Annotated in this window: 22 protein-coding genes; 12 read left to right on the top strand and 10 right to left on the bottom strand. The window is 70.1% G+C overall.

Annotation, left to right across the window (positions count from 1 at the left end; genetic code table 11):
• Positions 1–33 precede the first annotated feature (33 nt).
• The 4 genes from secG (at position 34) to F0Q34_RS13390 (ending at position 4,276) form a co-directional block, all read left to right on the top strand.
• Positions 34–441: a preprotein translocase subunit SecG gene (secG, locus tag F0Q34_RS13375; protein ID WP_149812727.1), complete on the top strand. Its 408-nt coding sequence runs from the start codon at positions 34–36 to the stop codon at positions 439–441.
• 174 nt (positions 442–615) lie between these two features.
• Positions 616–2,244, top strand: a complete 1,629-nt coding sequence (locus F0Q34_RS13380; RefSeq protein WP_149812728.1) for a CTP synthase — start codon at positions 616–618, stop codon at positions 2,242–2,244.
• A gap of 261 nt (positions 2,245–2,505) precedes the next feature.
• Entirely contained in the window at positions 2,506–3,783 is a 1,278-nt protein-coding gene (gene eno, locus F0Q34_RS13385; protein WP_149812729.1) for a phosphopyruvate hydratase, read from the top strand.
• 169 nt (positions 3,784–3,952) lie between these two features.
• On the top strand, positions 3,953–4,276 hold the full coding sequence (locus F0Q34_RS13390) for an FtsB family cell division protein (protein ID WP_149812730.1): 324 nt from the start codon (positions 3,953–3,955) through the stop codon (positions 4,274–4,276).
• Here F0Q34_RS13390 and F0Q34_RS13395 read toward each other — a convergent pair.
• Positions 4,270–5,151: a LysR family transcriptional regulator gene (locus F0Q34_RS13395; RefSeq protein WP_149812731.1), complete on the bottom strand. Its 882-nt coding sequence runs from the start codon at positions 5,149–5,151 to the stop codon at positions 4,270–4,272. The genes F0Q34_RS13390 and F0Q34_RS13395 overlap by 7 nt on opposite strands.
• A 74-nt stretch (positions 5,152–5,225) precedes the next feature.
• Between F0Q34_RS13395 and F0Q34_RS13400 the strand changes: the two genes are divergently transcribed.
• On the top strand, positions 5,226–6,281 hold the full coding sequence (locus F0Q34_RS13400; RefSeq protein WP_149812732.1) for a YeiH family protein: 1,056 nt from the start codon (positions 5,226–5,228) through the stop codon (positions 6,279–6,281).
• 103 nt (positions 6,282–6,384) lie between these two features.
• On the opposite strand, the gene gshB is transcribed toward F0Q34_RS13400, so the two are convergent.
• Positions 6,385–7,329 carry a glutathione synthase gene (gshB, locus tag F0Q34_RS13405; protein ID WP_149812733.1) on the bottom strand — a complete coding sequence of 315 codons (945 nt, stop codon included), beginning with the start codon at positions 7,327–7,329 and terminating at the stop codon, positions 6,385–6,387.
• Between the two features lie 189 nt (positions 7,330–7,518).
• On the opposite strand from gshB, the gene F0Q34_RS13410 reads away from it, so the two are divergent.
• From F0Q34_RS13410 to dnaQ, 3 genes are read left to right on the top strand one after another with little or no spacing between them, the layout of a single operon-like run.
• Positions 7,519–8,361, top strand: coding sequence for a shikimate dehydrogenase (locus F0Q34_RS13410; RefSeq protein ID WP_149812734.1), 843 nt, complete (start codon positions 7,519–7,521; stop codon positions 8,359–8,361).
• On the top strand, positions 8,358–8,942 hold the full coding sequence (gene coaE, locus F0Q34_RS13415; protein ID WP_149812735.1) for a dephospho-CoA kinase: 585 nt from the start codon (positions 8,358–8,360) through the stop codon (positions 8,940–8,942). Before F0Q34_RS13410 ends, coaE begins: the two co-directional genes overlap by 4 nt.
• Complete coding sequence (gene dnaQ / locus F0Q34_RS13420) at positions 8,939–9,643, top strand: DNA polymerase III subunit epsilon (RefSeq protein ID WP_149812736.1); 705 nt, start codon at positions 8,939–8,941, stop codon at positions 9,641–9,643. The genes coaE and dnaQ overlap by 4 nt, the downstream gene beginning before the upstream one ends.
• Before the next feature lie 18 nt (positions 9,644–9,661).
• On the opposite strand, the gene F0Q34_RS13425 is transcribed toward dnaQ, so the two are convergent.
• Positions 9,662–10,492 (bottom strand): aldo/keto reductase, encoded by an 831-nt coding sequence (locus F0Q34_RS13425; protein WP_241665477.1) that lies wholly within the window; start codon positions 10,490–10,492, stop codon positions 9,662–9,664.
• Between the two features lie 79 nt (positions 10,493–10,571).
• A complete protein-coding gene (locus tag F0Q34_RS13430) occupies positions 10,572–11,729 on the bottom strand; it encodes an amidohydrolase (protein ID WP_149812737.1) in 1,158 nt (385 codons plus the stop codon).
• 24 nt (positions 11,730–11,753) lie between these two features.
• Here F0Q34_RS13430 and F0Q34_RS13435 point away from each other — a divergent pair, with 24 nt between their 5' ends.
• The 3 genes from F0Q34_RS13435 (at position 11,754) to F0Q34_RS13445 (ending at position 17,729) form a co-directional block, all read left to right on the top strand.
• Complete coding sequence (locus F0Q34_RS13435) at positions 11,754–13,712, top strand: autotransporter assembly complex protein TamA (RefSeq protein ID WP_149812738.1); 1,959 nt, start codon at positions 11,754–11,756, stop codon at positions 13,710–13,712.
• A complete protein-coding gene (locus F0Q34_RS13440) occupies positions 13,712–17,467 on the top strand; it encodes a translocation/assembly module TamB domain-containing protein (RefSeq protein WP_149812739.1) in 3,756 nt (1,251 codons plus the stop codon). Before F0Q34_RS13435 ends, F0Q34_RS13440 begins: the two co-directional genes overlap by 1 nt.
• 70 nt (positions 17,468–17,537) lie before the next feature.
• Entirely contained in the window at positions 17,538–17,729 is a 192-nt protein-coding gene (locus F0Q34_RS13445; RefSeq protein ID WP_149812740.1) for a hypothetical protein, read from the top strand.
• A 269-nt stretch (positions 17,730–17,998) separates the two neighbouring features.
• Here F0Q34_RS13445 and minE read toward each other — a convergent pair whose 3' ends face one another.
• Genes minE through minC form a run of 3 tightly spaced genes read right to left on the bottom strand, consistent with a single transcriptional unit; the run spans position 17,999 to position 19,931 of the window.
• Positions 17,999–18,304 carry a cell division topological specificity factor MinE gene (gene minE / locus F0Q34_RS13450; protein WP_149812741.1) on the bottom strand — a complete coding sequence of 102 codons (306 nt, stop codon included), beginning with the start codon at positions 18,302–18,304 and terminating at the stop codon, positions 17,999–18,001.
• On the bottom strand, positions 18,301–19,119 hold the full coding sequence (gene minD, locus F0Q34_RS13455; protein WP_149812742.1) for a septum site-determining protein MinD: 819 nt from the start codon (positions 19,117–19,119) through the stop codon (positions 18,301–18,303). The genes minE and minD overlap by 4 nt, the downstream gene beginning before the upstream one ends.
• 47 nt (positions 19,120–19,166) lie before the next feature.
• The gene (gene minC / locus F0Q34_RS13460) at positions 19,167–19,931 is read right to left on the bottom strand and encodes a septum site-determining protein MinC (RefSeq protein WP_149812743.1); all 765 of its coding nucleotides are present in this window, start codon (positions 19,929–19,931) and stop codon (positions 19,167–19,169) included.
• Positions 19,932–20,125: 194 nt separating this feature from the next.
• On the opposite strand from minC, the gene F0Q34_RS13465 reads away from it, so the two are divergent.
• Positions 20,126–20,569, top strand: a complete 444-nt coding sequence (locus F0Q34_RS13465; RefSeq protein ID WP_149812744.1) for an acyl-CoA thioesterase — start codon at positions 20,126–20,128, stop codon at positions 20,567–20,569.
• A 45-nt stretch (positions 20,570–20,614) separates the two neighbouring features.
• Here the strand turns inward: F0Q34_RS13465 and gloA are convergent, their stop codons facing one another.
• The 3 genes from gloA to lpxA are packed head-to-tail and all read right to left on the bottom strand — an operon-like array spanning position 20,615 to position 22,786.
• Complete coding sequence (gene gloA / locus F0Q34_RS13470; RefSeq protein WP_149812745.1) at positions 20,615–21,028, bottom strand: lactoylglutathione lyase; 414 nt, start codon at positions 21,026–21,028, stop codon at positions 20,615–20,617.
• A 31-nt stretch (positions 21,029–21,059) separates the two neighbouring features.
• Positions 21,060–21,908, bottom strand: a complete 849-nt coding sequence (locus tag F0Q34_RS13475; protein ID WP_174242047.1) for an LpxI family protein — start codon at positions 21,906–21,908, stop codon at positions 21,060–21,062.
• A 5-nt stretch (positions 21,909–21,913) separates the two neighbouring features.
• Positions 21,914–22,786 (bottom strand): acyl-ACP--UDP-N-acetylglucosamine O-acyltransferase, encoded by an 873-nt coding sequence (gene lpxA / locus F0Q34_RS13480; protein ID WP_241665478.1) that lies wholly within the window; start codon positions 22,784–22,786, stop codon positions 21,914–21,916.
• Positions 22,787–22,796: the final 10 nt, after the last annotated feature.

The following is a 22,796-nucleotide window of genomic DNA, read 5'->3' on the forward strand; positions in this document are numbered from 1 at the left end:
CCGCGCCGCGATCGCCGCTAAGAGCGCAGCGCCATGATGACCGTCCTGCTCGTCCTGCATTTGTTTGTCACCCTCGCGCTGATCGGGGTCGTGCTGTTGCAGCGCTCCGAGGGGGGCGGGCTCGGCATCGGCTCCTCGCAAGGCATGGGCGCCTTCATGACGGGGCGCGGCACCGCCAACCTGCTGACCCGCACCACCGGCGTGCTGGCCACGCTGTTCATGGCCCTGGCCCTGGCGATGGCCCTGATGGGACGCGGCCAGTCCGGCGGCTCCATCCTCGACGCGCCGCCGCCCCCGGCAGTCACGGGCGAGCAGCCGATGCAGCCTTCGGCCCCCATTGGGCAGCCGGGCAGCACCACGGGCACGGGCACCACGCCCGGCACGGGCGGCGCACCCGTCCAGCCGGCCACGCCCCCACCGGCCGGCGTGCCGACGAACTGATCCCCGAATCGGGCGCCGGGCATTCCCAGGCGCCCGAACCTTTTATGGGGGCTCCACTCCGGGGCCCAACCCATTGAACCGGCGGGTGCCAGTCCGGCCCCGCTTTCCGCATGCAGCAGCCTTGCCATTCCCGCCGCTTCCCGGCGGCGGTGAGGCACGTTAGAAAGGTGGCCCATGACGCGGTTCGTTTTCATCACCGGCGGCGTGGTTTCCTCCCTCGGCAAGGGCATCGCGGCGGCCAGCCTCGGCGCGCTCCTGCAGGCGCGGGGCTACAAGGTCCGCATTCGCAAGCTCGACCCCTACCTCAACGTCGATCCGGGCACGATGAGCCCGTATCAGCATGGAGAGGTGTTCGTCACCGATGACGGGGCCGAAGCCGATCTCGATCTCGGCCATTACGAGCGCTTCACCGGCGTGCATGCCACGCGGGGGGACAGCTACACCTCCGGGCGCATCTACGCCGAGGTGATCGCCAAGGAACGCCGCGGCGACTATCTGGGCGGCACCGTGCAGGTGATCCCCCACATCACCGACGCCATCAAGGAAGCCGCCACGGCGGACACGGATGGCCTCGACTTCGTTCTGCTCGAGGTGGGCGGCACGGTGGGTGACATAGAGAGCCTGCCCTTCCTGGAAGCCCTGCGCCAGCTGCACAACGAGCTGGGCCCGCAGCGAAGCCTGTTCATGCACCTGACCCTGGTGCCCTACATCCCCTCCGCCGGCGAGCTGAAGACCAAGCCGACCCAGCATTCCGTGAAGGAGCTGCTGGGCCTCGGCATCCAGCCGCAGATCCTGCTGTGCCGCTGCGACCGTCCGATCCCGGAGAATGAGCGGCGCAAGATCGCCCTGTTCTGCAATGTGCGCCCGGAAAGCGTGATCCCGGCACTGGATGCCAGCTCCATCTACGCGGTTCCCCTGCAATACCAGGCGGAAGGGCTGGACCGGGAGGTGCTGCGGCATTTCGGCCTTTCCATCTACGGCCAGCCCGACATGTCCGGCTGGCAGCGCATCGTCCACCGGCTGGCAAATCCGGAAGGCGATGTGCGCATCGCGGTGGTGGGCAAGTACATCTCCCTGCTCGACGCCTACAAGTCGCTGGCCGAGGCGCTGACCCATGGCGGCATCCAGCATGGTGTGAAGGTCAGGCTCGACTGGATGGACAGCCAGGTCTTCGAAACGCCCAACGCGCTGGAGCGCCTGGAAGGGGTGCATGGCATCCTGGTTCCTGGCGGCTTCGGGGAGCGTGGCGCCGAAGGCAAGATCGAGGCGGTGCGCTTCGCGCGGGAACACAAGATCCCCTTCCTCGGCATCTGCTTCGGCATGCAGATGGCGGTGATCGAGGCGGCGCGGAATCTTGTCGGCATCGAGAATGCCTCTTCCACCGAGTTCGGCCCCTGCGAGGAGCCGGTGGTCGGGCTGATGACCGACTGGCTGCGCGGCAATGAGCGGGAAACCCGCTCGGCGGAAGGCGATCTCGGCGGCACCATGCGCCTCGGCGCCTATCCGGCGCGGCTGGCGGAAGGTTCGCTGGTGCGCCGCGTCTATGGCCAGGCGGAGATCGAGGAGCGCCACCGGCACCGCTACGAGGTCAATATTGGCTATCGCGAGCGGCTGGAGGCGGCGGGGCTGCAATTCTCCGGCCTGTCGCCGGACGGCCTCCTGCCGGAGATCGTCGAATATCCCGACCATCCCTGGTTCATCGGCGTGCAGTACCACCCCGAGCTGAAGTCCAAGCCTTTCGAGCCGCACCCGCTCTTCGCCGGCTTCGTCGGCGCGGCGGTGAAGCAGTCGCGGCTGGTCTGAACCCTGGCCTGCTGATGGGAAACAGCCCCGGCCGGATGGCCGGGGCTTTTTTTGTCCCTGGGCCGGCGCGGGCGGCACCGTGCCCATCCCGAACCCACCTGCCGCCGCCATGTTTCCGCAGGCGCCGCCCAGGTGCCGGGGGATCCCGCGGAACACGACAACGTTGCGTGCCCGGGCGCGATGCGGCCCTTGCCCTGCTGCCCCCCGCGCATTATCCGCCTGGGCACGAGACGCGACCGTCACCATCCGAGAGGACCCGGAATGACCGCCATTGCCGACATCATCGCCCGCGAAATCCTGGATTCCCGCGGCAACCCGACCGTCGAGGTCGATGTCGTGCTGGACAGCGGGGCGGTGGGCCGCGCCGCCGTTCCTTCCGGCGCCTCCACCGGCGCCCATGAGGCCGTCGAGCTGCGCGACGGCGACAAGGGCCGCTTCCACGGCAAGGGCGTGCAGAAGGCCGTCGCCAATGTCGAGGGCGAGATCTTCGACGCGCTCTCCGGCATGGACGCCACCGAGCAGGTCAAGATCGACGAGACGATGATCGCGCTCGACGGCACGCCGAACAAGTCGCGCCTCGGGGCCAACGCCATCCTGGCCGTGTCGCTCGCCGCCGCCAAGGCGTCCGCCGAGCATTACGGCGTGCCCCTCTACCGCTATGTCGGCGGCGTCTTCGCCCGCACCCTGCCGGTGCCGATGATGAACATCATCAATGGCGGCCAGCACGCGGACAACCCGATCGACATCCAGGAATTCATGATCATGCCGGTCGCCGCCGGCTCCTCCGCCGAGGCCGCGCGCATCGGCTCCGAGGTGTTCATGAGCCTGAAGAAGGCGCTGCACGATGCCGGCCACAACACCAATGTGGGCGATGAGGGCGGCTTCGCGCCGGACCTGAAGTCGGCCGAGGAGGCGCTGGGCTTCATCGCCAAGGCCTGCGAGGCCGCCGGCCACCGCGTCGGCGAGGACATCATGTTCGCCCTCGACTGCGCCTCCACCGAGTTCTTCAAGAACGGCGTCTACGACATGGAGGGCGAGGGCAAGAAGCTCGACGCCGCCGGAATGGTGGACTACCTGGCGAACCTTTGCGCCAAGTTCCCCATCATCTCCATCGAGGATGGCTGTGCCGAGGATGACTGGGAAGGCTGGAAGCTGCTGACCGACCGCCTGGGCGGCACGGTGCAGCTGGTGGGCGACGACCTCTTCGTCACCAACCCCGAGCGCCTGCGCCAGGGCATCGAGCGCAAGACCGGCAACTCGATCCTGGTGAAGGTCAACCAGATCGGCTCCCTGACCGAGACGCTGGAAGCGGTCGAGATGGCGCACCGCGCCGGCTACACCGCCGTCATGTCCCACCGCTCGGGCGAGACGGAGGACAGCACCATCGCCGACCTCGCCGTCGCCACCAATTGCGGGCAGATCAAGACCGGCTCGCTGAGCCGCTCGGACCGTCTGGCCAAGTACAACCAGCTCATCCGCATCGAGCAGGGCCTCGGCCCGGCCGCGCGTTATGCCGGGCGCACCATCCTGAAGCGCTAATCCCGCCGATGATCATCCTCCGCCGGCCATCGACGTGGCCGGCGGGACACGTGGTGCAGGAATACCGTCTTGCGCTGCGGTATGGACTTGCATCTCCTGAACAAGAAGCCGTTAACCTTTTGTCTGTAAGGGCCCCGGTAACACCCTGATTCGGGACAAGGATTCGGCTATGCGTGCGATCAAGCGGATTTTCGGCATCCTTTGGCTCCCGCTGATCTTCACCGGACTGATCTGGCATTTCTCCTGGTATGCGGTGCACGGGCCACGCGTCGGCTCTCTGGCGCGGGAAGCCAAGACGGCCGAGATCGCCGCCGCCCGTATCACCCTGGCCAAGGTCGAGGCCGAACGCGACATGATGGAGCGCAAGGTCGCCGGCCTGCGTGGCGACCGGATCGACCGCGACGTGCTGGATGAGCGCGCACGCGCCCTGCTCAACATGGTCGACAAGGACGAGCTGATCGTCCCCTATGGCAACAACAACCGCCTCTACTGAGCCGCCGCCAAAGCCAGCAAGGCGCGGGAAGCCCGGCTGGCATAGCGTTCCCTGTGCCGCAGCGCCTTGAAGGATCGCGGCGGCAACCCGACCCCTGCCCGCACCAGCAGGCCCGCCGCCAGATGCGGCCCGGCCGCGCGCTCCGACACCACGGTTGCGCCGCCATCCGCCTCCACCGCCGCCAGCACCGCCTCGTTGGAAGGAAGCTCCAGCGCGACCGTCAGCGCCTTGTCCGGCAGGCCCCATTGCCGCAGCAGCGCCTCGAAGGCGGCGCGGGTGCCGGAACCCGCTTCCCGCATGATCCAGGGTGTTTCCGCCAGGCGCGATGGCGGGATGATGCCGGCCCCCGCCCAGGGATGATGCGGGCCAACCACGATCACCAGCTGGTCCCTCGCCAGAAAGGTTTGCGACAGGGCCGGCTCCTCCACCTCGCCTTCCACAAGCCCAAGCTCGGCGATCCCGTCCAGCACCGCCTGGGCGACGCTGGTGGTGTTGCCCGCCCCCACCTCCACCGCGACCCCGGGGCAGGCGGCGCGGAAGCGCACCAGCAGGGGCGGCAGCCAATAGCTCGCCACGGTCTGGCTGGCCTGGATTCGCAAAGTGCCGCGCAACGCGCCCCCGAGTTCCGACAGCACCAGTTCCGCCGCCTCCGCGCGTGCCAGGACGGCGGCGGCCTCGGCGCGGAAGATGCGGCCATCCTCGGTCAGCTCGATGCGGCGGCCGACGCGGTGGAACAGCGTGATGCCATGCCGCCCTTCCAACGCGCGGATCGCGGCGCTGACGGCGGATTGCGTCAGGTTCAGAACCTCCGCCGCCCGGGTGACGTGCTCACGCTCGGCCACCGCCAGGAAGATGCGCAACTGGTCCAAGGTCATTGATCGTTTTTAGCGAACGAAATGATCAAAACAACATGTTGGATCGAACGGAAAAGGCTTGTCATGCAAGTGCAATGTCCGCCTCACCTGCCCTCGACTCCCCTCGCCCGCATTATCTGAGCCGCCTTCGTCCGCTGCTGCCGGGTCTTGCCCTGTGCGGCGCGGTGGCCTTGCTCGCCGCGCTGCTGGCCCAGGCCCAGGCCGTGGCCTGGGGCCGCGCCTGGCTGGACGGGCTGGTGCTGGCGATCCTGATCGGCACCGCCCTGCGGTCCCTGCGGCCGCTGCCCGCCGCCACCGCGCCGGGCATCGCCTTCAGCGCCAAGATGCTGCTGGAGGTGGCGGTGATGCTGCTCGGCGCCTCGCTCAGCGTCACCGCGCTGCTGGCGGCGGGCCCGGGGCTGATCGGCGGAATCGCCCTGGTGGTGGCGGTGTCGATCGTCCTTGCCTACCTGATCGGCCGGGGCTTCGGCCTGCCGCGCAAGATGGCGGTGCTGGTGGCCTGCGGCAATTCGATCTGCGGCAACTCCGCCATCGCCGCCGTGGCGCCGGTGATCGGTGCCCAGGCCCGGGACGTGGCCGCCGCCATCGCCTTCACCGCCGTTCTGGGCGTCGGCGTGGTGCTGCTTCTGCCGCTGCTGGTGCCGCTGCTCGGCCTTGATCCGCTGCAATATGGCGTGGTGGCGGGGCTCACGGTTTACGCCGTGCCGCAGGTGCTGGCGGCCGCCGCGCCGGTCGGTCCCATCGCGGTGCAGGTGGGCACGCTGGTGAAGCTGGTGCGGGTGCTGATGCTCGGCCCGGTGGTGCTGGGCCTTTCCGTGCTGGCGGCAAGGCGGGATGCCGGCGCGGCGGGCAAGCGGCCGGGCATCGGGAAGCTGGTGCCGTGGTTCATCCTGGGCTTCCTGGGGCTGGCGGCGTTGCGCGCGCTGGGGCTGATCCCTGATGCCCTGCTGCCGCCAATGGCCATCCTGGCGGAAGCGCTGACATTGCTGGCCATGGCGGCGCTTGGCCTGGGTGTCGATGTCCGGGTGGTGGCGCGCGCCGGCGGCCCGGTGACCGCGACGGTGGTCGCGTCGCTGCTGCTGCTGCTGGGCGCGAGCCTGGGATTGGTGGCGCTGCTCGGCCTCGGCTAGCCCGGCCCCGGCCATGCGCCAAAGCCGGCGCAGGCGAGGCCCCGGGCGGCTTCCGCGCGTCCGCACGCCTGGAAGCCGCCCCGGATGGCCCGCCTGCCCTGGATCAGCGGCGCGCCTCGATCGCGTCCCAGATGGCCTTTTCCAGATTCACCCCGTCGAACCGCGCCACTTCCTGCAGGCCGGTGGGCGAGGTGACGTTGATCTCCGTCAGGTAGTCGCCGATCACGTCGATGCCCACGAAGATCAGCCCGCGCGCCTTCAGTTCCGGCCCGATCCGGTCGCAGATCTCGCGGTCCCGCTCGGTCAGCGCCACCTTCTCCGGCCGCCCGCCGACATGCATGTTGGAGCGGCTTTCGCCGGTCGCGGGCACGCGGTTGATGGCGCCCATCGGCACACCGTCCACCAGGATGATGCGCTTGTCCCCTTCCCGCACCGCGGGGACGTATTGCTGGATCATCAGCGGCTCGCGCGAGCGTTCGGCGTAAAGCTCCAGAAGCGCGTTCAGGTTGCCGTCCTCGGGGCGCAGGTGGAACACCCCGGCGCCACCATTGCCGAACAGCGGCTTGACGATGATGTCGCCATGCTTCTCGCGGAACTTGCGGACCTCCAGCGGGTCATGGGTGATCATGGTGTCCGGCATCAGGTCCGGGAACTGCATCACGAACAGCTTCTCCGGCGCGTTCCGCACCGAGGCCGGATCGTTCACCACCAGCGTCCGCGGATGGATCATCTCCAGGATGTGCGTGGCCGTGATGTAGGCCATGTCGAATGGCGGGTCCTGGCGCATCAGCACCACGTCCATGCCGGACAGGTCGTGCTCCGCCGCCTCGCCCAGCGTGTAATGGTTGCCCTTCTCCCGCCGCACCTCGACCGGCTGCATGCGGGCCAGCACCTGGCCGGCGCGCAGCGTGAGGTCCCGGACATGGTAGTGCCAGAGCTGGTGGCCGCGCGCCTGGGCCTCCAGCATCAGTGCGAAGGTGCTGTCGCCGTCGATGTTGACGCTCTGGATGGGGTCCATCTGGACCGCCACCTTCAATGCTTTCGCCATGGCTTTTCTCCGCTCCGTCAGGGCCACGCGGGTGGCCGGTCGGGCTAAGTGGTGGCATCGCTTCGGCCGGAACGCCAGGGGGCGGCGGGAAGCGGGGATCTGGTCCTGCGGCCCGGCGCGTCGCATCGGCCGCGCTTCGCGGGCGATGGTGCATTGACCCACGCGCCGCAGCGCCCGATTGATGCGGCCATGACGATCATCTCCGGCAAGGCCCGGCTGGCGGGCGTGTTCGGCTGGCCGGCGGCGCATTCACGCTCCCCCCGGCTGCATGGCTACTGGCTGCGGCAGCACGCCGTCGACGGGGCCTATGTCCCGCTGGAAGTGCGGCCGGAGGATTTCCCCGCCGCCCTGCGCGCGCTGGTGACGCTGGGCTTCCGCGGCGCCAACGTCACCCTGCCGCACAAGGAAGCCGCCTTCGCCCTGTGCGACGAGCGCGACGCCAGCGCGTTGCGCGCCGGCGCGGTCAACACGCTGGTGTTCCGCGACGGCCGCATCCTCGGCAGCAACACCGATGGCTACGGCTTCCTGGAAAGCGTGCGCGAGCAGGCTCCGGGCTGGCGCGCCGCCGACGGCCCCGCCGTGCTGCTGGGCGCCGGCGGCGCCGCCCGCGCCATCGCCGCCGCGCTGCTGGATGATGGCTGCCCCCGCCTCACCATCGTCAACCGCAGCGCCGGGCGCGCCGAGGCCCTGGCGCGCGAGATCGGCGGGCCGGTGGCGGTGTCGGACACCCCGCCGCTGGAGGATGCGGCGCTGCTGGTGAACTGCACCAGCCTCGGCATGGCCGGCCAGCCTCCGCTCACCATCGGGCTGGCGCCGCTGCCGCAGCATGCGGTGGTGGTGGATGCCGTCTATGTGCCGCTGGAAACACCCCTGCTGGCGGCGGCGCGGGCACGCGGGCTGCGTGGCGTCGATGGCCTCGGCATGCTGCTGCACCAGGCCCGTCCCGGATTCGAGCAATGGTTCGGTGTCGCGCCGCAGGTGGATGCCGCGCTGCGCCAATTCGTCGCCGCCGATCTGCCCCGAACCGCATGAAGGTGGTGGGCCTGACCGGCGGCATCGGCATGGGGAAATCCACGGCCGCCAACACCTTCCGCCGCCTCGGCGTCCCGGTGTTCGACGCCGACGCCGCCGTGCATGCTCTTCAGGCGCGGGGCGGCCGCGCCGTGGCGCCGATCGCCGCCGCCTTTCCCGGCACCACGCGCGATGGCGCGGTGGACCGCGAGGCGCTGCGCCGCGCGGTGCTGGGCGACCCGCTGGCGCTGAAACGGCTGGAAGCCATCGTCCACCCCCTGGTCCGCGCCGAGGAACGGCGCTTCCTGGCGCGCTGCCGCCGGCGTGGCGCGCGCCTGGCGGTGCTCGACATCCCCTTGCTGTTCGAGACCGGCGGGGAGCGTCGCTGTGACATGGTGGTGGTGGTCTCGGCCCCCGCCGCCGTGCAGCGCGCCCGCGTCCTGGCCCGGGGCGGCATGACGCCGGAGCGGCTTTCCGCCATCCTGTCCCGGCAGATGCCCGATGCCGAGAAGCGCCGCCGCGCCGATGTGGTGATCCGCACCGGCCTGTCGCGCGCCCATGCCCGTCGCGCCATCCACCGCCTGTTGCAGAGAATCCGATGAGCCGAACCCTGGTCCTCGACACCGAAACCACCGGCTTCGACCCGCTGACCGGCGACCGTGTGCTGGAGGTCGCGGCGGTGGAGCTGCTGAACCTCGTGCCCACCGGCCGGCACTATCATGTTCTGATCGACCCGGAGCGCGAGGTGCCGGAGGAAGCGGCGAAGGTGCATGGCTTTACCTGGGACATGCTGCGCGGCAAGCCCAAATTCGCCGAGATCGCGCCCGGCCTGCTGGAGTTCCTGGGCGACGACCCGGTGGTGGCACACAACGCCAACTTCGACTTCGCCTTCCTGGATTTCGAGCTGAAGAAGGCCGGCTTCCCGGTGATCGACCGGTCGCGCATGGTGGACAGCTTGGCCATCGCCAAGAAGCGCTTCCCCGGGCTGCCCAACAGCCTGGACGCGCTGTGCCGGCGCTACGGCATCGACAATTCGATGCGCACCTCGCACAACGCGCTGCTCGACGTGCAATTGCTGGCCCAGGTTTATCTGGAACTGATGGGCGGCAAGCAGCCAGGCCTGGCCCTGGCCACGGGCCCGGTACTGGCCAATCCGGTTGTGGTGGCGGTGGATGCTGTTCCCGTGGCCCGCGTCCCCCGCCCGATCATTCCGGCGGAAGCCGAGCTGGAGGCCCATCGCGCCTTCCTGTCCAAGATCAAGGAGCCGATCTGGGCGCAGCTCGAAGCCGGGCCGGGAGCCTAGCCCCCGGCCCCACCGGGCTCAGCCATTCCAGTCCGGCGCGAAGTCCGGTTGCACCTGGCGCTGGTCCTTGGGCAGCCCATCGATGGCGGCCACGTCCTCCGGCGTCAGCTTCGCCGCCAGCCGCACGGCATCCAGATTGGCCTGCTGGCTTTGCCGGCGCGCGGCCTTGGGAATGGCCACCACCCCCTCCTGCCGCAGCAGCCAGGCCAGCGCCACCTGCAGGGGAGCCGCGCCATGGCGGGCGCCGATCTCGCCCAGCACCGCATGCTCCGCCACCTTGCCGCGCGCCAGCGGTGAATAGGCGGTCAGGGCGATGCCGCGCGGCCGGCACCAGTCGAGCAGCGTCCGCTGGGACAGCAGGGCATGGTACTCGACCTGCAGGCAGGCCGGCTCCGCGCCAAGCTGTTCAAGCTGGCGCATCAGGCCGGGGTTGAAGTTGGAAACGCCCCAGCGGCGGATCAGCCCGGCATCGCGCGCCGCGTGCAGCGCCGCGACGATGCCCGGCAGGTCCATGCCCGGCGCCGGCCAGTGCACCAGGAACAGGTCCAGATAAGGCGTCGCGAGCCGCGCCAGCGACTCTTCCAGCGAGCGCCGCAGGGCGTCAGGCGCCAGGCTGTCCCACCACACCTTGCTCGTCAGGAAGATCTGGTCGCGCGGCAGGCCCGAGGCGGCCAGGGCCGCGCCCACGGCGTCCTCGTTCTCGTAGCGGGCCGCGGTGTCGACATGGCGGTAGCCGAGCGCCAGGGCGCTTTCCACCGCGGCCTGCCCCTCCGCGCCCGTCATCCGCCAGGTGCCAAGCCCGAGCTTGGGAATGGCGATGCGGCTGGTCTCGACAAGGGGGATCATCATGTGGCGCATCCTTCAGCCGGTTCGGGTCCGGATCAGGATTGGGCGGCGGGGCCGGATCGGCAACCCCGCCAGGCCCGCATCAACCCTCCGCCCGCGCCAGGGAACGCTTCGCCGTTTCCGCCAGGAATCGCGCGGCGATGGGCAGAACCTCGTCATTGAAGTCGTAATGGGGGTTGTGCAGTTCCCGCCCATTGTCGGCGGGACCGTTGCCGATCCAAACAAAGGCGCCCGGCACCTCATGCAGGAAGCGCGAGAAATCCTCGCCGGTCATGGCGGGGGGTATGTCGCGGCGCAGGGTGGTGACCGCGGCGGCGGCCTCGGCCGCCAGTTCGCGCGGCCCGGCATGGTTGCGGGTCACCGGCACACCCCCTTGCAACCGCATCTCGGCCTGGACCCCGAAGGTGGCCGAGATGCCGGCCGCGACCCGCCGCAGCCCGTCCTGGATCTGCGCCCCCACCTCGTCGCGCAGGTAGCGCATGCTGCCCTGGATCACCACGCGCGCGGCGATCTGGTTCTGCGCCTCGCCGCCATGCACCGTGGTCAGGCTGACCACGCCGGTGTCCATCGGGTCCAGCGCGCGCGAAACGATCGACTGGCAGGCCACGATGGCATGGCCGGCGGCGACAACCGGATCGCGGGTCAGGTGCGGCAGCGCGGCATGGCCGGCATGGCCCTCGATGGCGATCTCGAAGCGGTTGCCGGCCGCCATCACGGCACTGTCATGGATTGCAATAGTGCCGGCCTGCAAGCCCGGCCAGTTGTGCCAGCCGTAAATCTGGTCCATCGGGAAGCGGTGAAACAGACCGTCCTTGATCATGGAGGCGGCGCCGCCACCGCCTTCCTCCGCCGGCTGGAACACCAGGCGCACCGTGCCGGACCAGCTTTGATCCCGCAGCAGCAGCGCCGCCGCCCCCAGCAGGGCCGTGGTGTGGCCGTCATGCCCGCAAGCATGCATCACGCCCGGCACGGTGCTGCGATGGGGCAGGTCCCGCGCCGCTTCCTCGATCGGCAGGGCATCCATGTCGCCACGCAATCCGACGCTGCGGTTACTGCCTGGCCGCTGAAGGGTTGCCACAACGCCATGGCCACCGACATGTTCAGCGATGTCGGTGACGCCGAGCTCCTTCAGCTTTCCGACAACGAAAGCAGCCGTGGCGCCTTCATTCAGGGTGAGGCCGGGATTGGCGTGGAGATGCCTGCGCCAATGGGTGAGGGTTTCAGCAAGGGTCGGATCCATCTGATGGGGCTTAGCGCGTAAACGATGCGCATCAAACAGAACCTTCCGCGTCCACGCAGCGCCGCCCTGCCGAATTGGCGCGGGCTGGGCCTTGCCGCCACGCTGCTGGCCGGGGTGCCGCATGTCCTGTTGCTGCCGGCCGCCGCGCAAACGCAGCAGGCCGCGGATGCCGCGCCGTCGGAGGAGGACGAGCCGGTGGTCGCCTATGCGGTGACCCTGCCCGACACCGCCGACGATGCCCTGGACGATGCCATCCGCCGCGCCTCGGCGCTGGAGCAATTGCGTGAAACCGCGCCGACGGACGGCTTCGGGCTGGTGTCCCGCGCCCTCGCGGAGGCCGACAACATCCGCAGCGCGCTCCGCTCGGAGGGCTATTACGCCGGCACCTCCCGCGTCACGGTAGCCGGCGCGGCGCCCGACACGCCGGGGCTGGCGGACCGGCTGCAGGCCCGCGCCGCGCCGCGGAACCGCCCGGAAGGCCAGGCGGCGACAGAGCCCGTGCCGGTCGTGATCACCGTGGAGCCCGGCCCGCAATACAAGCTGGCACCCGTCCGGGTGCAGGCCGATCCGCCGGGCACCCCGATCGACGCCGCCGGCCCGACCGAGCTGGAGGCCGGCGCCCCGGCCCGCGCCCAGCCGATCCTGGACGCCCAGGGCACGCTCGCGACCGCCCTGCGCGACGCCAGCTATCCCTTCGCCGAGATCCGCCGCCGCATCACGGTGGACCATGACACGCGGCTGATGGAGGTGACCTTCATCGTCGCGCCCGGCCCGCGCGCCGATTTCGCGGTGCCCAGTGTCACCGGGGAGCAGCGCACAAACAGCAGCCTGGTGGCCGCGGTGGCGCGCCCCCTGGGCGGCCAGCCCTATAACCCGAAGACGCTGGAGGAAACGCGGCAGGACCTGCTCGGCCTCGGCGTGTTCTCCACCGTGCGCGCCCGCGCCGGGGAGCGGCTGGACGAGGAAGGTCGCCTGCCCGTCACCTTCACCGTGATCGAGCGGCCCTTGCATGCGATCGGCTTCGGCGCCGCCTACGAGACGCGCTACGGCCCCACCTTCAGCACCTATTGGGAACACCGCAACCTGTTCGGCGGGGCCGAGAAGCTGCGGCTGGAGGCCGAGGTCAACCGCCTGGGCGTCAGCGGCGACACCAGCGAGACGGGCGGCAGGGTCGGCGCCAGCCTCGCCACGCCCTGGTTCGCCGGCCGCGACCAGACCCTGACCTTCAGCATCGCCGGCGTGCGCGAGCGGCTGGACGCCTATGACCGGGATGCCTTCACCGCCGATGCCATCCTGGAGCGCAATGTTTCCAAGCGCCTGACCTTCGGCTTCGGCCCGCAGGTCGAGTTCAGCCGCGTCACCCAGGATGACGTCACCACCGATTACCAGTTGATCGGGCTGCTCGGACAGCTCCGGTGGAACGACACGGACAGCCCGCTGAACCCGTCGCGCGGCACCCGCGCGGCGGTGCTGGTGAACCCGGTCTATTCCCTGGGCGAAAGCAATGCCTTCACCCGGCTGCGCCTGCAGGGCAGCACCTATCTCGACATGTCCGGCGACAAGGGCAGCATCCTCGCGCTGCGCGGGGTGGTGGGCTCCATCGTCGGCGCGTCCTTTGGCGGGGTGCCGCCGGACAAGCGCTTCTATTCCGGCGGCGGCGGCTCGGTGCGCGGCTATGACTACCAGTCCATCGGTCCGCGCACGGCGCGCAATGAGCCGGCGGGCGGGCTGTCGCTGATCGAGGGCTCGGTGGAGCTGCGCCAGCGGGTCAGCGGCCCCTGGGGCATGGCCGCCTTTGTGGATGCCGGCGCGGTCACCGAGGACCCCACCCCCACCTTCGACAACCTCAAGGTCGGTGCTGGCCTCGGCGTCCGCTACCAGACGGCGATCGGCCCGATCCGCGCCGATGTCGCCATTCCGCTGAACAAGGAGCGCGACGACGCGGCCTTCGGCTTCTACATCGGTATCGGGCAGGCCTTCTGATGCGGCGCTTCCTCAAATGGGCCGGCATCGCCCTGGCCGTCCTGATCCTGATCCCAGTGCTGCTGGTGGCCGGCCTGCTGATCGGCGTGAACACCGCGCCCGGCCAGCGGCTGCTGGCCTCCACCGCCGAGCGCTTCGTGCCGGGCCTCAGCATCGAGGGCCTGCACGGCCCGATCCCCGGCGGCCCCGGCTTCGCGAAGCTGACCATGGCCGATGCGGAAGGCCCCTGGCTGGAAGTGGAGGATGCGCGCCTCGGCTTTGACTTCATGGCACTGCTGTCGCGTGACCTCCGCATCGAGGAATTGTCGGCGCGCCGCGTGGCCCTGCTGCGCCTTCCACCGCCCGGCGAAGCCCCGCCGGAGGAGCCGCCGCCGGCCGAGACGGATGGTTCCGTGGTGCCCGGCCTCCCGGAGCTGCCGGTCGCGGTGCATCTCGACAAGCTGGCGGTGCAAAGGCTGGAGATCGGCCGGCAAGTCGTCGCCCTGCCATCCGGCGGTGCAGACGGGCTGGCACTTTCGCTGGACGGGCAGGCTCAACTGGTCGCCGCCGCCTTGCAGGCCAGGCTGGCGGTGCAAAGGCTGGACGCGCCGGGACAGTTCAACCTGGATCTCGGCCTCGACCCCAGCAGCCGCCTCGCCGCCAGGCTGACGGCGCAGGAGCCGCCGGGCGGGCTGCTGGCCACCACGCTGGGCATCCCCGACGCCCCGGCCGAGCTGGCGCTGACGCTGGATGGCCCGGCGGAAGGCGCGGCGCTGACGCTGCGCGGCGATTTCGGCGGCCAGGCCGGCATCCGCGCCGATGGCCGCGTGGCGCTGACCGCCGATGGTGCCTCGGCCCTGGCCCTGAAGGGCCATCTGGACGCCCCCGCCAACCTGGCGCCGGAGCCGGTGCGGGCGATCGATTTCGATGTGGATGCTGGGGTGCCGGCGGGTGGCACGCCACAGATCCGCCAGCTTGAGCTGCGGGCCAAGGCCGGCACGGTGCAGGCCAGCGGTTCCCTGGAGCGGCTCCAGCTTGAGGCCCGCATTGCCGAATCAGCCGCGCTGGCGCCCCTGGTGCCGGAGATCGTCGGCTGGCAGGCGCTGGAACTCTCCGCCACCGCCTTCAACGCCGAGCGCTTCGAGGCCACGCTGCGCCCACGCGGCCTGACCGGGCCGGACCCGATGGGCGGCGTGCTGGGCGGCGAGCCGGTGGTCACCTTCCGCGGCACCACCACCCATGTCGACGAGCTTCTGGTGGAAGGCGCCGGCGCCACGCTGCGCGCCAGCGGCGATGTGGGCGAGAGGCTGGCCCTTCAGGCCGACCTCACCCTGCCCGACCTGAAGGCGGTGCGCCCCGAACTGAGCGGCCCCCTCGCCGCCCAGGCGCGCGTCACCGGCCCGATGGCGGACCCGGCCATCGCGCTCAACGTGCAAAGCCCTGGCCTGACCGCCGCCGGCCGCCGCATCGAGGCACTGGACCTCGCCGCCGAAGCGCCTTCCATCAGCGGCATGGCCGGCACCTTGCGGCTGACCGGGCGGGCGGAGAACCAGCCTGTTTCCGTGGACCTGCGCGCCGCGCGAGAGGGTGACCTGGTCCGCCTCGCCGAGGCGCGGGCGGTGTTCGGCCCGGTCACCGCCAATGCCGATGGCGCCGTCAACACCGCGACGCTGCGCTTCGATGGGCAGGCCGTGGTCAATGCCGACAATCTGGCTCCGCTGGCGCCGCTTCTCGGCCAGCCCATCGCCGGGGCGCTGCGGGTTGAGGCCAAAGGCAGCACCGACGCGGAAGGGCGGCAGGTGATCGATGCCCGCGCGCAGACCAGGCGCATCGAATATGCCGGCCAGCCCTATGCGCTGGATGCGGGCGTGACCGGCACCGATGCTGACGCGAACTGGCGCATCGATGCCACCCTGCCCCAGGCCAAGGTGAATGGCCGCGGACGCTTCACCCAGGGCGAGAACGGCATGCGGCTGGACATCGCCGCCTTCCAGGCCGATGCCGGCAACAACATGGGTGTGCGGCTGGCCGCCCCGGCGGCGATCCTGATGCCGCCCTCCGGCGCCATCGAGATCCCTGGCCTGCGGATCGCCGCGCGCCCGGCGGGCAATTTCACCGTCAGCGGCGTCTGGGGGCCGGAGCGCGCCGATATCCGGGTGGCCCTGGCCGCCCTTCCCGCCTCCCTGGTAAACATGTTCGCGCCGGAGCCGAAGCTGTCCGGCACCGTGGTGGGCGATGCCCGCATCACCGGCCCGACCGCCTCGCCGGAGGTGAATGCCACGCTGAACGGCACCGGGCTTCGCGTCGATGCGCCCTGGTCGCGCGGCTGGCCGGCGGCCACGCTGCGCGTCGAGGCCAGCCGGGCCGGCAGCGGCGCGGTGCGCGCCAATGCCGCGCTGCGCATGGGTAACATGGTCACGCTGGATGCCCAGGCGAACCTGCCCCAGGGCCCTGGGGCCACGGCGCCCTTGCAGGCCCAGCTATCCGGCAACGCCAATCTCGAGCCGTTGCTGGCACCCAGCCTGGGCGGCAGCGCCAACCGCGTCACCGGCCGCATCGTGCTCGATGGCGGGGCCTCCGGCACGCTGGCGCAGCCGGCGCTGAACGGCACCGCGACATTGTCCGGCGGCGAGGTGCGCAACCCCATCTACGGCCTCAGGCTGCGCAACATCCGCGGCCAGGTGCGTGCGGCGGGCGACCAGGTGTTCCTTGAGAACATCGTGGCCCAGGCGGGCACCGGCCGGATTAGCATCGCCGGCAGCGCGCAGCCCCTGGCCCCGGGCATTCCGCTGGAGGTGAACATCACGGCGCGCGACGCGACGCCGCTGCAAAGCGAGATGCTCACCACCTTGCTGGATGCGGATCTCCGCTTCACCGGGCCGTTGCAGACCAGCCCGGCCCTGGGCGGCACGGTGCAGCTGAGGCGCGTCACGGTGAACATTCCCCAAAGCCTGCCGGGCGGCGGCGTGCCGACGCTGGGCGATGTGCGGGAACGTGGCGCCCGGGCGCCGGCGCCCGCCCCCGCTGGCCCCGCCGCGCCACCGATCGCGCTGAACGTCAACATCCAGGCGCCGCAATCCATCCTGATCCGCGGACGGGGCCTGGATGCGGAACTGGGCGGCGCGCTGCGCGTTCGCGGCACGGCGGCCGATCCGCAGCCGGAGGGTGCCTTTACCCTGCGGCGCGGCACCTTCCAGCTGCTCGACCGGCGCATCCGCTTCAACGAGGGCAGCCTGGCCTTCGACGGCGAATTGACACCCGCGCTCGATTTCACCGCCACCACCACAGCACAGAACCTGTCCATCACCATCAACATCACCGGCCAGCCGAGCGACCCGAAGATCTCCTTCACCTCTTCTCCGGAATTGCCGCAGGACGAGGTGCTGGCGCGGCTGTTGTTCAACCGTCCGCTGGACCGCCTTTCCCCGCTGGAGATCGCCCAGCTGGCCGGCGGCGCCGCGACCCTGGCGGGAGTCGGGCCTGGCGGCTCCCGCGGGCTGCTGGGCGGCATCGCCGACAGGCTGGGGCTGGACCGGCTCAGCGTCGGCGGCGGCGGCTCCAATGGCGGCAGCGGCAACAATACCGAGGACGTCAATCCCTCCGTGCAGGCGGGCGGCTATATCGGTCCCGGTGTTTATGTTGGCGTGGAACAGGGCACGGAGGGGGGACCGCGCGTCGGCGTGGAGCTGGAACTGACGCCACGGCTGAAGCTGGAAAGCAGCACGGGCGGCGAAAGCGGGGAGCGTGTGGGACTGTCCTATGAGTTCGAGTATTGAGGGAAATCCTCTCTTTCCCTCGCCCCTTGGCTTGTGCCACAGCAGTGCTTGTTGAGGAGAAACCAGCAACATGCGTGCGTTCGACGGCCAGCTTTCCGGCAACCGCCCCATCTCACGATCCACAGAGGAGAAGAAGCGGCAGCTGCGCGATCTCAAGGACGCGTTGGCGGCGTTGAAGCCGCATGCGGCCGCCACGCTGCGCCAGTCCCTGACCGCCAAGATCAAGGCCCTCGAAACCGAGCTGGCGCCGCGCACACGCTGATCCCGCCGGTCGCCGTCGCGTTTCCGCCAGGGCGGCAACAGCGCTGGCGTTGCGGAGCGGCGGAGCCATCCGTTCAGGAATTCCGCTGGCGGCTTCGCCGCTGAAGCCGGATGCATCGATAAAGGGGGCCAGCATGTGCTGGCCCCCTTTATCGATGCCGGGCGGTGCCACCGGTTCGCCTTACGGGCAAGGCGGCTGGCAAGATCCCATGCGGCATCCCGCGTGGCGGCCCGGAGGCCGCCCGCGCATGAAGGGCGCAGCGCCTCCCCTCAGGAGGCGCGTGCCTCCGGCTTGGCGTCGGCCGGCGCGTCCTTGCTGGGCGGCGGCAACTCGACCTCTATGGCCAGCGTGCTCATGTCCCCGCCCCGGTCGAGCGACACATTCACCGCCTTGGGATCGATGGAGACATAGCGCGCCACCACCTGGATCAGCTCGCGCTGCAGCCTCGGCAGGAAATCGTCGCCCGCGCGGCTGATGCGCTCATGCGCAAGGACGATCTGCAACCGCTCCTTGGCCGCCCCCGCACTGGTTGGCGGCGGCTTGGACTTGCCCCGAAAGACATCGAGCCAACTCATGCGGCCCTCCCCCCGAACAGGCGGGACAGGAAGCCGCGCTTCTCGGGATCGATGAAGCGGTGCGGCCGGTCCTCGCCCAGGAAACGTGCCACCGCGTCCTTGTAGGCCTGCCCCGCATTGGAGACCCCGTCCAGGATCACCGGATTGCCGGTGTTGGAGGCCTTCAACACGCTTTCGCTCTCGGGGATCACGCCGAGCAGCGGGATGGCCAGGATTTCGCGGATATCGTCAAGCTTCAGCATCTCGCCCTTCTCGACCCGGTTCGGGTCGTAGCGGGTGACAATGAGATGCTCCTTCACCGGGTCGCGCTTTTCCTCGGCGCGCTTCGACTTCGACTGGAGGACGCCCAGGATGCGGTCGCTGTCGCGGACGGAGGAGACTTCAGGATTGGTGACGACGATCGCCTGGTCGGCGAAGTACAGCGCCAGCAGCGCGCCCTTCTCGATCCCGGCCGGGCTGTCGCACAGGATGTAGTCGAATTCCTGGCTCAGCTCCTCGATGATCGTGGCCACGCCTTCCTTGGTGAGCGCGTCCTTGTCACGGGTCTGGCTGGCGGGAAGGATGGAAAGGGAATCCACCCGCTTGTCGCGGATCAGCGCCTGGTTGAGCTTCGCCTCGCCGGTGATGACGTTGACGATGTCGAACACCACGCGCCGCTCGACACCCATGATCAGATCGAGGTTGCGCAGGCCCACGTCGAAATCGATCACGACGGTCTTCTTGCCAGCCTGCGCCAGGCCGGTGGCGAAGGCCGCCGAGCTCGTGGTCTTTCCGACTCCTCCCTTGCCCGACGTCACCACGATCACTTGCGCCATTGTGAAACTCTCCTCTCCAGCAGTGGACTTGCCCTCGGGCGCGCTGGTCAGCCCAGCCGGTCGAACCGCATGTTCTCACCGATCAGCCGAACCTGGACGGCCTTGCCGATCGGGGCATCCGCGAGCCCTTCCCGTACCGCGTAGTAGCCCGCGATGGAAACCAGCTCGGGATCGAAATTCAGCGCGAAGACGCGTGCCTCGGTATTGTCGGCGCCGCCGGCGATGGCCCGCCCGCGCAGATTGCCATAAACGTGCAGATTGCCGTCGGCGATCACTTCGGCGCCGGGGTTCACCGTGCCGTTGATGATCAGGTCCGCGCCCTGCGCCCAGATCCGCTGCCCCGCGCGCACCGCGTGGTCGATCACCATGGTCGGTCGGGTGGAGCCGGGCGGCAACGGCGGCGCGGCGGGGGCCTCGGCCGCGGCGGGCGCCGGCGGCGCGGGGGGCGGCGGCGCCAGCGGCACGTCCTCATCCTTGCCGCCGGCGGCGCGCAGCGGCGGCAGGCCGGCGCCCTGGGCGGCGGCGCGCAACTCCGGCGTGCCGCCGATGGTGCCGATCGGCGTGATCTCGATGCGGCGCAGTTCCGCGGCGAGGCCGGCGAAGTCGATGTCCTGCGGCGCCGCCTGAAGATCGTCCAGCCCGATGACCAGCGGCGCGAAGCGCAGGAAGCCGGGGGCTCGGCGGAACTGATCGGCGATGGCCGGAACGATGACCTCGGTTCTCGGGTCCAGCAGCCGCAGCACCAGCAGATTGAAATTGGCGCCGCGCAGCCGGAAGGGCTCAAGGCGGGGTGTGGCGGCGGAAGCTGGCATCGGGTGCTGGAGCGATCCTGGCTGGCGGCAACAAGGCCTGGTGGTCGGTCGTGGCTCGCAGGCCGGAAGCGCGAGGGGCGAGGCCGCCCTGCGCAAACACCCTGCCCGCCAGCGATTCTTACCATATACAGAAGCCGCACCGCTTACAGAAGCCGTGCCTTCGCAAACCCGCACCACCGCTGGAGACATCTGCCATGGGAAAGACCCTGCCCCGTCGCGCCGATTACCGATTCTTCATCGAGATCCCGACGCGCTGGGCGGACCAGGATGCCTATGGCCACGTCAACAACGCCGTCTACTACACCTATTACGACACGCTGGTCGCGACCTTCCTGGGCGGCGTGGGGCTGGATGCGCGGGAAGATGGCCTTGGCGTGGTGGTGGAAACCTTGTGCCGCCACCACAGCCCGGCCTTTTTTCCCGACATGCTGAGCGCCGGCCTGCGCGTGGGCCGCATCGGCACCACCTCCGTGCGCTACGAGATCGGCCTGTTCCGCGCCGGCGAGGACACGCCCTGCGCGGAAGGCCATTTCATCCATGTGCAGGTGGAAGCCGACCGGCAGGACCGGACGCGCCCGCTGCCGGAAAAGCTGCGCATGGCGCTGGCGCCGCTCCTGGTGCCGCCTGCGGAGGGTTGAAGGCGGTGCCCGGCCGGGAGAGGCGGGTGCCTCTCCCCCGGTGGTTCAGCCGCGGGTGCCGGCTTCGGCGGATTTCCGCTCGATCAGCTCGATCTTGTAGCCATCCGGGTCCTCGACAAAGGCGATGACCGTGGTGCCGAACTTCACCGGGCCGGGCTCGCGCGTGATCTTGGCGCCTTCGGCACGCAGCTTCTCGCAGGTTGCGTAAACATCGGGCACGCCGATGGCCAGGTGGCCGAAGGCATTGCCCATCTCGTATTTCTCGACGCCGTAATTGTAGGTCAGCTCGATCACGCCGGCGCCGCTGCTTTCCGGGGCGTAGCCCACGAAAACCAGGGTGTACTTGCCGTCCGGCACGTCGTTGCGGCGCAGTTCCTTCATGCCGAGGAGGCGGGTGTAGAAATCGACGCTGCGCTCCAGGTCACCCACACGGATCATGGTGTGCAGAAAGCTGCTCATGCGCGCTGTCTCCTTGTTGAGGCCGGCGGATTCAGGCCGACGGTACCCAGGCGGGATCGTGCGGGTCGAGGGCGATCAGGAACAATCCCGCCGCCTCTGCCGCCGCGACCGTGGCCGCACGATCCACGATGATGGTGCCCTTGGCCTCGATGGCAATACCACGCAACCCGGCTTCGGCGGCGCCGGCCACCGTGACGGGCCCGACGGTGGGCAGGTCGATGCGGCGGTCCTGGCCGGGCTTCAGGATCTTCACCAGCACGCCGCCCGGCCCTTCCCGCCGCTGCTGCCCGGCGCGGGCGAGCATGGCGTCGGTGCCCTCAATGGCTTCAACCGCCAGCACCAGCCCCTGCTGCACCACGCAGCACTGGCCCACATCGACGGCGCCAAGGGCCCGCACCACGGCGATGCCGCGGGCGATGTCCCGGCGTGCCGCCTCGTCCGGCGCGAGGGTGGTGAGCTGCGTCGGCGAGTCGATCAGCAATTCGGACAGCACGGCCTGGGCCGGAACCGGCTCGAAGCCTTCTTCCCGCAGCACGCGCAGAACGGCCTGCAGCAGCGAATCATCGCCGCCAAAGGCCCGCATGCCGATGCGCGGCAGCAGGCGGGCGGCGCCGGCATCCGGGCGCAGGGACAGGAAGCTCGGCCGGGTGACGCGGCCGGCCAGCACCAGGTCCCGCACGCCCGCCGCCCGCAGCCATTCCAGCATCCGCCCCGCGGCGCCAAGGCGGCAGGTGATGGAGGGGTAGGCGGCATAGTCGGCCGGGTTCGCGAAGCCTTCCAGCACCACCACATGCGGGGCGCGGCCGGCGGCGGCGGCGGCGGCGGCGGCGCGCTGCGGCATGTCGCCAGCCCCGACGATCAGGCCAAGCGGGGCGATCATGACGCTCAGGCCTGCGCCTCGGCGTCATCCTCCTCCAGCGGGGCCACACGGCGGGCACGGCACAGGCCGCGCTTGCTGTCGCCACGAATAAAGGCGAGGATTTCCTGCACCGCCGGCTGCGCGCCATATTCGGCCTCGGCCTGGGCCAGGCGGTGCTGGAACACGCCGGCCCCGCGGAACAGCAACCGGTAGACGGCACGCAGCTGGTGGATGTCCGCGCGCGAGAAGCCGCGGCGCTTCAACCCGATCAGGTTGAGCCCGGTCAGGCGCGCGCGGTTGCCCAGCACGGCGCCGAAGGGGATCACGTCGGCCTCGACGCCGCTCATGCCGCCGATCACCGACTGGCGGCCGATGCGGACGAACTGGTGCAGCGCGGCGCCACCGCCGACGAACACCGTGTCGGCGATCTGCACATGCCCGCCGAGCATGACGTTGTTGGCCAGGATCACGTGATGATCCAGCGTGCAGTCATGGCCCACATGGGCGTTCACCATGATCAGGCAATCAGCGCCTACCGTGGTGATGCCATGGCCGCCGACGCTGCCGCGGTGGATGGTGGCGTGCTCGCGCACCATGGTGCGGGCGCCGATCACGGTGCGGGTCGGCTCGCCCTTGTATTTCAGGTCCTGCGGCGCGAGGCCGATGGAGGCGCCATGGCTGAGCTGCACCCCTTCGCCCAGATGGGCGTGGCCTTCGATGACCACATGGGGGCCGACCGAAACGCCGGCTTCCAGCACCGCCGCCGCGCCGACCTGGCTGAAGGGGCCGATGCGACAATCAGGGCCGATCGTCGCGCCGGCGGCCACGATGGCAGTGGGGTGGATCTCGGCCGAGGCGTGGATGCGGCCGTCGCCGGCTGCAAGACGTGAATCAGGCACGGTCATCCGA

The sequence above is a fragment of the Teichococcus oryzae genome, assembly GCF_008386565.1.
Lineage (GTDB): Bacteria > Pseudomonadota > Alphaproteobacteria > Acetobacterales > Acetobacteraceae > Pseudoroseomonas > Pseudoroseomonas oryzae.

Coding starts and splice junctions, on each gene's coding strand:
- minE (WP_149812741.1), bottom strand. CDS start 18,304: ATGAGTTGGCTCGATGTCTTTCGGGGCAAGTCCAAGCCGCCGCCAACC.
- F0Q34_RS13440 (WP_149812739.1), top strand. CDS start 13,712: ATGCGGCGCTTCCTCAAATGGGCCGGCATCGCCCTGGCCGTCCTGATC.
- minC (WP_149812743.1), bottom strand. CDS start 19,931: ATGCCAGCTTCCGCCGCCACACCCCGCCTTGAGCCCTTCCGGCTGCGC.
- F0Q34_RS13425 (WP_241665477.1), bottom strand. CDS start 10,492: ATGATGATCCCCCTTGTCGAGACCAGCCGCATCGCCATTCCCAAGCTC.
- F0Q34_RS13435 (WP_149812738.1), top strand. CDS start 11,754: ATGCGCATCAAACAGAACCTTCCGCGTCCACGCAGCGCCGCCCTGCCG.
- F0Q34_RS13475 (WP_174242047.1), bottom strand. CDS start 21,908: ATGATCGCCCCGCTTGGCCTGATCGTCGGGGCTGGCGACATGCCGCAG.
- gshB (WP_149812733.1), bottom strand. CDS start 7,329: ATGGCGAAAGCATTGAAGGTGGCGGTCCAGATGGACCCCATCCAGAGC.
- minD (WP_149812742.1), bottom strand. CDS start 19,119: ATGGCGCAAGTGATCGTGGTGACGTCGGGCAAGGGAGGAGTCGGAAAG.
- dnaQ (WP_149812736.1), top strand. CDS start 8,939: ATGAGCCGAACCCTGGTCCTCGACACCGAAACCACCGGCTTCGACCCG.
- F0Q34_RS13380 (WP_149812728.1), top strand. CDS start 616: ATGACGCGGTTCGTTTTCATCACCGGCGGCGTGGTTTCCTCCCTCGGC.
- secG (WP_149812727.1), top strand. CDS start 34: ATGATGACCGTCCTGCTCGTCCTGCATTTGTTTGTCACCCTCGCGCTG.
- F0Q34_RS13395 (WP_149812731.1), bottom strand. CDS start 5,151: ATGACCTTGGACCAGTTGCGCATCTTCCTGGCGGTGGCCGAGCGTGAG.
- F0Q34_RS13390 (WP_149812730.1), top strand. CDS start 3,953: ATGCGTGCGATCAAGCGGATTTTCGGCATCCTTTGGCTCCCGCTGATC.
- F0Q34_RS13400 (WP_149812732.1), top strand. CDS start 5,226: ATGTCCGCCTCACCTGCCCTCGACTCCCCTCGCCCGCATTATCTGAGC.
- F0Q34_RS13430 (WP_149812737.1), bottom strand. CDS start 11,729: ATGGATCCGACCCTTGCTGAAACCCTCACCCATTGGCGCAGGCATCTC.
- F0Q34_RS13445 (WP_149812740.1), top strand. CDS start 17,538: ATGCGTGCGTTCGACGGCCAGCTTTCCGGCAACCGCCCCATCTCACGA.
- eno (WP_149812729.1), top strand. CDS start 2,506: ATGACCGCCATTGCCGACATCATCGCCCGCGAAATCCTGGATTCCCGC.
- coaE (WP_149812735.1), top strand. CDS start 8,358: ATGAAGGTGGTGGGCCTGACCGGCGGCATCGGCATGGGGAAATCCACG.
- F0Q34_RS13410 (WP_149812734.1), top strand. CDS start 7,519: ATGACGATCATCTCCGGCAAGGCCCGGCTGGCGGGCGTGTTCGGCTGG.
- F0Q34_RS13465 (WP_149812744.1), top strand. CDS start 20,126: ATGGGAAAGACCCTGCCCCGTCGCGCCGATTACCGATTCTTCATCGAG.
- gloA (WP_149812745.1), bottom strand. CDS start 21,028: ATGAGCAGCTTTCTGCACACCATGATCCGTGTGGGTGACCTGGAGCGC.